The sequence below is a fragment of the Leyella stercorea DSM 18206 genome, from assembly GCF_000235885.1.
Lineage (GTDB): Bacteria > Bacteroidota > Bacteroidia > Bacteroidales > Bacteroidaceae > Prevotella > Prevotella stercorea.
In genome coordinates this window covers 3168-11866 of the sequence record NZ_JH379338.1, presented here as the reverse complement: position 1 = coordinate 11866, position 8699 = coordinate 3168, and the positions used below count along the sequence as shown (strand labels likewise).

Annotated in this window: 4 protein-coding genes; all 4 read left to right on the top strand. The window is 53.3% G+C overall.

Features of this window, described 5'->3' with window-relative positions; all coding sequences use genetic code 11:
- The first annotated feature begins 490 nt into the window (after positions 1-490).
- The 4 genes from hflX (at position 491) to HMPREF0673_RS00190 (ending at position 8364) form a co-directional block, all read left to right on the top strand.
- Positions 491-1738 (top strand): GTPase HflX, encoded by a 1248-nt coding sequence (hflX, locus tag HMPREF0673_RS00205; RefSeq protein WP_007896673.1) that lies wholly within the window; start codon positions 491-493, stop codon positions 1736-1738.
- A gap of 180 nt (positions 1739-1918) precedes the next feature.
- Positions 1919-3772 carry a DUF4954 family protein gene (locus HMPREF0673_RS00200; RefSeq protein WP_007896672.1) on the top strand — a complete coding sequence of 618 codons (1854 nt, stop codon included), beginning with the start codon at positions 1919-1921 and terminating at the stop codon, positions 3770-3772.
- Between the two features lie 22 nt (positions 3773-3794).
- A complete protein-coding gene (locus HMPREF0673_RS00195; RefSeq protein ID WP_007896671.1) occupies positions 3795-6701 on the top strand; it encodes a M16 family metallopeptidase in 2907 nt (968 codons plus the stop codon).
- Positions 6702-6714: 13 nt separating this feature from the next.
- Positions 6715-8364, top strand: coding sequence for a fumarate hydratase (locus tag HMPREF0673_RS00190; protein ID WP_007896670.1), 1650 nt, complete (start codon positions 6715-6717; stop codon positions 8362-8364).
- Positions 8365-8699: the final 335 nt, after the last annotated feature.

Sequence of the window (8699 nt, the reverse complement as noted above, 5' to 3'; positions counted from 1 at the left end):
AAGTATGCGCTAAATTAATTCCGCCAACGGGTCTTCATAATAATATAACTCTCTTTTACCTCCACATTATTATCCATCCAACCTTAAAAAATCGTATTTTTTAAACAAACAACCGCAATTTGCTTACAAATAGCAACCGCTTGAATTAGTAATTATCAATTCGTAATTATTCCTCCTGAAACTGATAGTTTCCCTACTTTTACCGCATAAACCCTCTGTTTTCTCCACCGTTCGCGTCCGCCACCCAATCGGATTCCGTCCGCCACCCGATCAGATTCCGTCCGCCGCCCGATCAGATTCCGTTCGCCGCCCGATCAGATTCCGTTCGGGTGACGATGACTTTTCGTGAGGTTTTATTGGACAAAACAATGCGGAAACCTACTTAAAAGCGCGAATTATTGATATATATAATAGGTGGAATGAAGTTTTTTAGTTAATTTTGCGAATGATTAAAGCTACACACCCCATACTATAACTTTATATCTTTGGAATGAAAGAATTTGTAATATCAGAAGTAAAGGCTGAGACAGCCATACTCGTAGGTCTTATAACCAAGGAACAGGACGAGGCAAAGACAAAAGAATATCTCGACGAGCTGGAGTTCCTTGCCGACACCGCAGGTGCCGTAACCGTGAAGCGCTTCACACAGCGCGTGGGCGGACCAAGCTCCGTAACGTACGTGGGTACGGGTAAGCTGGAGGAGATACGCGAATACATAGAGGCTGAGGAGGACGCTGAGCGCCCCGTCGGCATGGTCATCTTCGACGACGAACTCTCGGCAAAGCAGATGCGCAACATAGAGAAAGTGCTGCAGGTGAAAATCCTCGACCGCACATCGCTCATCCTCGACATCTTCGCCATGCGCGCGCAGACGGCTGCGGCAAAGACGCAGGTGGAGCTGGCGCAGTATCGCTATATGCTTCCGCGTCTACAACGTCTGTGGACTCACCTCGAACGCCAGGGCGGCGGCTCGGGCTCGGGTGGCGGCAAGGGTTCTGTGGGTCTGCGCGGACCTGGTGAGACGCAGCTCGAGATGGACCGCCGTATCATCCTCAACCGTATCACGCTGCTCAAGCAGCGACTCGTGGAGATTGACAAGCAGATGAGCACGCAGCGCAAGAACCGCGGACGCACCATACGCGTGGCACTCGTGGGATACACCAACGTTGGCAAGTCGACCATCATGAACATGCTCGCAAAGAGCGAGGTGTTCGCCGAGAACAAGCTCTTCGCCACGCTCGACACTACGGTGCGCAAGGTGGTGATAGACAACCTGCCGTTCCTGCTCGCCGACACCGTGGGCTTCATACGCAAATTGCCCACCGACTTGGTCGACTCGTTCAAGTCGACACTCGACGAGACGCGCGAAGCCGACCTGCTGCTGCACGTGGTAGACATCTCGCACCCCGACTTCGAGGAGCAGATACGCGTCGTGGAGAACACGCTGAAGGAGTTGGGATGCGCCGACAAACCGTCGATGATTGTGTTCAACAAGATTGACAACTACACGTGGACCGAGAAGGAGGAGGACGACCTCACGCCGATGACGAAGGAGAACATCACGCTCGACGAGCTGAAGCGCACATGGATGGCACGACTCGGCGAGAACTGTATGTTTATCTCGGCTAAGGAGAAACTGAACATCGACGAGTTCCGCGAGACAATATACCGTAAGGTGCGCGAGCTGCACGTGCAGAAGTATCCGTACAACGACTTCCTGTATATGGATGTGGAATAAGGTGGTGAGATGGTGAGATGGTGAAAAGGTGTTGTTGTGGTGAGATGGTGACATATGCATATCTCAACACAACAACACCACAACATCACATCTCAACATCATATCTCAACACCTCAACATCTCACCACAACAACATCTTTACAACACCTCAACATAACAACATCTCAACACCAAAAGCACATGATATATCGCAACTTAACCGAAAACGAAATCTCGACTCTACAAGCCAACAGTTGCTGGGCAGAAGACTGGCAACGCATTGAGGTGAGCGAAGATTTCGAGCCTCGCTTCTTCCACAGCGTAATGTTCTACGGCGATATACGCCTCGGAGCATTCACAAACAACGTGGAGGTGAGCCGCGGCTTCATGAAACACGCAGGCGTGAACAACGCCACACTGCGCAACGTAACCATTGGCAACAACTGTCTCATAGAAAACATTTCGGGATACATTAACAACTATGTCATTGGCGACGATTGCATCATATCCAATGTATGCACTATGGAAACAACCGACGGTGCAACATATGGAGAAGGCAACTTGATATCGGTGCTCAACGAGGTGGGCGACGGAAACATTATACTCTTCCACGGACTGACAAGCCAGATTGCAGCACTTATGGTCAAACACTTCCACAACCGACAGCTGAAGGATGCCATACGCCGACTGATACGCGAAGAGATAGAACGCACTTCGCCAGATATGGCAACCATCGGCAACCGAGTGAAGATTGTGAACACTAAGGAGATTACGAATACCGTTGTCTACGACGACTGCGAGATAGCGGGCGCAGCACGACTCAGCGACTGCACCCTAATGAGCAACAGCGATGCATCGGTGTACATCGGTACAGGAGTAATCTGCGAGAATTCAATCATCAGCAACGGCTCGGCTATAACCAACAGCGTGAAGATGCAGGACTGCTTCGTTGGCGAAGCATGCAAACTGAGCAACGGCTTCACCGCAGCAGGCAGCGTATTCTTCGCCAACTCGTACATGGCGAACGGAGAGGCATGCGCAGCGTTCTGCGGTCCGTTCACCGCTTCGCATCACAAGAGCTCACTGCTCATCGGCGGACAGTTCTCGTTCTACAACGCCGGCTCGGCTACCAACTTCTCCAACCATGCCTACAAGATGGGACCGATGCACTACGGAACGCTCGAACGCGGATCGAAGACTGCCAGCGGTGCATACATACTGATGCCGGCGCATATCGGTGCCTTCTCCGTGTGCTTCGGCAAACTGATGTACCACCCCGACACACGCTCGCTACCCTTCTCGTATCTTATAGCATACAACGACACCATGTACCTGGTGCCAGGACGCAACCTGACAACCGTGGGACTGTACCGCGACATACGCAAATGGCCAAAACGCGACATGCGACCAAACGGCGCACGCAAAAGCATTGTCAACTTCGACTGGCTCTCGCCGTTCACCGTGGGCGAGATACTGCGCGGAAAGAAGATACTGGAAAATCTGCGCAACGCATCTGGCGAAGATGTGCCGACGTACAACTATCATGGGTATGTTATCAAAAACTCGTCGCTGCGCAAAGGCATCAAATACTACGACATCGCACTGCGCATATACATGGGAGCGGTGCTCAAACGCCATGCACCGATGGAGCCGACAACGAACGTGGGCACCGGACCGTGGACTGACCTGTCGGGGCTGTTGCTGCCCGTGTCGGAGGAACAGCACCTCGTGGACGATATTCTCTCTGGCGAGATTGACACCACCGAGGATATTGCCGAGCGATTTGAGGAGATAAACGCCAACTATTCCGAATACCGCTGGGCGTGGTCGTATCGGATGATTATGGACTACTACGGCTTCTCAGAGCTGAACGAGGAGAACGTGGAACGAGTGAAGCGCGACTACGTCACGGCACGACGTGCATGGATTGCCGAGATTAAAAAGGATGCCGCAAAGGAATACGAACTGGGCGACGTGGAGGAAGAGGTGTTCAACAACTTCAACGAACAGCTCGACAAGGAGGTTGACTTTGAAAACCAGAAACTCTATATGTAATATTTTAGACAAAACAACAATAATGAAATTCAAATCCTTTCTTATTGCCGCAATACTCTCACTGGGAACAGCGGCTACTACCTCGGCATACGAATACGAGACAGTGAAGGGCGACCCGATGCAGACACGCATCTACACACTGCCCAACGGACTGAAGGTTTATCTTTCTGTGAACAAGGAGCAGCCACGCATACAGACTTACGTGGCTGTGCGCACTGGTTCGCGCAACGACCCTGCCGAGACAACGGGTCTGGCTCACTACCTGGAGCACCTCATGTTCAAGGGAACACGTCTCTTCGGCACCACAGACGCAGCGAAGGAGCAGCCCTATCTCGACGACATCGAACGCCGATACGAGCACTATCGCACCGTGACCGACCCCGAAAAACGCCGACAGCTCTATCACGAAATCGACTCGGTGTCGCAGATTGCTGCGCAGTATTTCATCCCGAACGAGTACGACAAGCTGATGGCTGCCATCGGAGCCAACGGCACCAACGCTTATACAAGCAACGACGTGACGTGCTACGTGGAGAACATACCGTCGAACGAGGTTGACAACTGGGCACGCATCCAGGCTGACCGCTTCCAGAACATGGTCATCCGCGGCTTCCACACAGAGCTTGAGGCTGTTTACGAGGAGTACAATATGCATCTCACAAGCGACTTCGACAAGGAGTGGGCTGCACTCGGCAGGAAACTCTTCCCTACTCACCCCTACGGCACACAGACCACTATCGGTACGCAGGAGCATCTGAAGAACCCATCAATCACGAATATCAAAAACTACTTCAAGCACTACTATGTACCGAACAACGTGGCTATCTGCATGGCGGGCGACTTCGACCCAGAGGCAGTGATGGCTACCATCGACAAGTACTTCGGCTCGTGGAAGAAGAGTGAGCAGGTGAAGTACCCGCACTTCGCACCGGTGAAGGACCTCACGGCTCCGGCTGATACTACCGTAATCGGACAGGAGGCTGAGAACGTGTTCCTCGGCTGGAAGATGGACGGCTCGGCTTCGCTGCAGGCTGATACACTCGACGTCATAGACCGTATGCTCGCCAACGGCAACGCCGGACTCATCGATATAAACGTAAACCAGAAGATGCTCTGCCAGGGTGTGCAGTCGGGCAAGATAGACATGCGCGACTACTCGCAGTTCATCATGATCGGTCAGCCCAACGAGGGACAGTCGCTCGACGAGGTGAAGGCTATCATGCTCGGCGAGATTGAGAAGCTGAAGCGTGGCGAGTTCAGCGACAAGCTGCTGCCTTCGGTTAAGAACAACATGAAGCTCGAATTCCTGCGCTCGCTCGACAGTAACGAGAGTCGCGCAACGTCGTTCGTCAACACCTTCGTCTACGGACGCCCATGGAAGACGCAGGTGGAACGTTTCGACCGCATCGCCGGTATCACCAAGGAGCAAATCATGGACTTCGCCCGACGCCATTTCACCGACGGCTACGCCATCGTCTACAAACGTCAGGGCGAAGACCCCACACAGAAGAAGATTGAGAAGCCCTCTATCACGCCGATACCTTCCAACCGCGACCTGCAGAGCGCACTCGTGAAGGAGATAAAGGAGTCGAAGGTGAAGCCTATCGAGCCGGTATTCCTCGACTACACCAAGGACTTCGCTCGCACTACTACAAAGAAGAAGCAGCCGGTCTACTACATCCAAAACACGCAGAACGACCTCTTCGAGCTTCACTTCGTGTACGATTTCGGTTCGGAGGCTAACAAGTGGCTACCCTACGCCACCGACTATCTCGACCTACTCGGCACCGGCACGATGTCAGCAGCAGAGGTTAAGGAGCGTTTCTACGAGCTTGGCTGCGAATACAGCTTCACCCCCACATGGTCTACTATGACCGTATCGCTCAGCGGTCTCGGCGAGAACATGACCGAGGCAATGAAACTCATGGAGCAAATGCTCAACAACGCAAAGGTCGACAACGAGGCTTACAGCAAGTACGTTGACAACCTGCTGAAGGGTCGTCGCGATGCGAAGCTCAACCAAAAGGAGAACTTCTCAGCACTGCGCAACTACGCATTCTACGGCAAGTACAACCCCACGCGCAACGTGCCCGACAGCACAGAGCTCGTAACAACCCGTCCGCAGGATGTTATCAATATGATCGCTGCGCTGAAGAACTACAAGCACGACGTGGTCTACTACGGTCCGCTCGCCATGAAGCAGCTGCTTGCTACCGTCAACAAGAACCACATCACAGCGAAGACTCTGCAGGATGCGCCCGAGAACAAGCCGTACAAGATGGTGGAGACTCCGAAGAACGAGATACTTCTCGCACCATACGACGCAAAGAACATCTACATGATGCAGCTGCACAACGTCGACCAGAAGTGGACTCCGGAGGACGAGGCTAAGATTTCGGTGTTCAACGAGTACTTCGGTGGCGGCATGAACGGCATCGTGTTCCAGGAGCTGCGCGAGAGCCGCGGACTCGCCTACAGCGCATTCGCCGACTACAGCACAACGAAGCGCAAGGAGCATCAGACCAACTATGCTTATACATACATCATCTCGCAGAACGACAAGATGATGGACTGCATCCGCGTGTTCAACAACATCCTCGACACCATGCCGCAGTCGCAGGCGGCGTTCGAACTGGCGCAGCAGGCTGCCGTCAAGCGCATCGCTTCGCAGCGCATCACCAAGGCTAATATCATCTTCTCTTACCTTGGCAACAAGCGCATCGGAATCAACTACGACTTGCGTCGCGACATCTACGCTGCCATGCCGAAACTCACACTCGAGGACATCGTGAAGTTCGAGCACGACAACATGGCTAACAAGCCGTGGCTCTACATCATCCTCGGCGACGAGAATAACCTCGACATGAAGTCGCTCGAGAAGATTGCGCCCGTCAAGCGCGTCGCTACAGAAGAAATATTCACTTTTTAAACCAAATAACACTATGGCAACAACACCAGATTTCAAGTATGCTCCTATGTTCCAGATGGGCAAGGACACTACCGAGTATCGCCTGCTTACCACCGAGGGCGTAAGCACAGGCGAGTTCGAGGGTAAGACAATCCTTAAGGTTTCGAAGGAAGCGCTCACACTGCTCTCTCAGCAGGCGTTCCACGATGTAGAGTTCATGCTCCGTCGCGAGCACAACCTGCAGGTGGCTCAGATTCTCTCCGACCCTGAGGCATCTGAGAACGACAAGTACGTAGCTCTGCAGTTCCTCCGCAACGCCGAGACAGCTGCTAAGTGCATCCTGCCTTTCTGCCAAGACACCGGCACCGCTATCATCCACGGCGAGAAGGGACAGCGCGTATGGACCGACTTCGAGGACGAAGAGGCTCTCTCACGCGGTGTGTACAACACCTTCACCGAGGACAACCTACGCTACTCGCAGAACGCTCCGCTGAACATGTACGACGAGGTGAACACACGCTGCAACCTCCCTGCACAGATCGACATCGAGGCTGTAGAGGGCGACGAGTATCGCTTCGTAATGGTGGCTAAGGGCGGTGGCTCTGCCAACAAGACATACTTCTACCCGATGACCAAGGCTACCATCCAGAACGAGGGCACACTGCTCCCCTTCCTCGTAGAGAAGATGAAGAGCCTCGGTACAGCGGCTTGTCCTCCGTACCACATCGCATTCGTTATCGGTGGTACATCGGCTGAGAAGAACCTCCTCACCGTTAAGCTCGCTTCTATCAAGTACTACGACTCGCTGCCTACAACAGGCGACGAGACTGGACGCGCCTTCCGCGACATCGACCTCGAAGAGAAGCTCCTCAAGGAGGCTCACAAGATCGGTCTCGGCGCACAGTTCGGCGGCAAGTATCTTGCTCACGACATCCGCGTAATCCGTCTGCCACGCCACGGCGCAAGCTGCCCGATCGGTATGGGCGTTAGCTGCTCGGCTGACCGCAACATCAAGGCTAAGATCACTAAGGACGGTGTGTTCCTCGAGAAGATGGACGCTAATCCTTCTGAGCTTATTCCGGAGGAACTCCGTCGTCCGGGCGAGGGCACAACAGGCATCGAGATCGACCTCGACAAGGGTATCGACGCAGTACGTGCAGAGCTTTCTAAGTATCCGGTTAGCACACGCGTTAACCTCAAGGGCACTATCATCGTAGCTCGCGACATCGCTCACGCTAAGCTTAAGGCTCGTCTCGACGCAGGCGAGGAGATGCCGGCTTACTTCAAGAATCATCCTATCCTGTACGCTGGTCCGGCTAAGACTCCGGAGGGTTATCCTTGCGGTTCTATGGGTCCGACAACAGCCAACCGTATGGACCCGTACGTAGACGAGTTCCAGGATCACGGCGCTTCGCTCGTGATGATCGCTAAGGGCAACCGCTCACAGATGGTGACAGACGCTTGCAAGAAGCACGGCGGCTTCTATCTCGGCACTATCGGCGGCGTTGCAGCTGTTCTCTCACAGAGCTCTATCAAGAGCATCGAGTGCGTAGAGTATCCGGAGCTTGGCATGGAGGCTATCTGGAAGATCACTGTTGAGGACTTCCCTGCTTTCATCCTCGTTGACGACAAGGGCAACGACTTCTTCCAGCAGCTGAAGCCCTGGTGCCCTAACTGCAAGTAATCCCAGGGGGTGCACTTGTCTCCGCTCGGCTTTGCCGCTTGCCAGAGCAAGAAGTGCACCAACCAAGCAACAGTGCACTAACCAAGCAACAGTGCACCAACCAAGCAATAACTGCATACAAACATACGACTCCCACAACCCGCTTAAGGTTATGGAAGTCGTTTTTTATTCGTAATACATTATATATCTAATCACTTCACGAGCACCTTTGTCGTTATGTTGCCACGCTTCACGATGTTTATGCCCTTTTGTGGAGCGTTCAAGCGGCGACCATTTACGTCGTAGTACTCCGCTGCGATGTTGTCCGTTGTCGAAACCGCATCAATACCACTTGC

Coding starts and splice junctions, on each gene's coding strand:
- HMPREF0673_RS00190 (WP_007896670.1), top strand. CDS start 6,715: ATGGCAACAACACCAGATTTCAAGTATGCTCCTATGTTCCAGATGGGC.
- HMPREF0673_RS00195 (WP_007896671.1), top strand. CDS start 3,795: ATGAAATTCAAATCCTTTCTTATTGCCGCAATACTCTCACTGGGAACA.
- hflX (WP_007896673.1), top strand. CDS start 491: ATGAAAGAATTTGTAATATCAGAAGTAAAGGCTGAGACAGCCATACTC.
- HMPREF0673_RS00200 (WP_007896672.1), top strand. CDS start 1,919: ATGATATATCGCAACTTAACCGAAAACGAAATCTCGACTCTACAAGCC.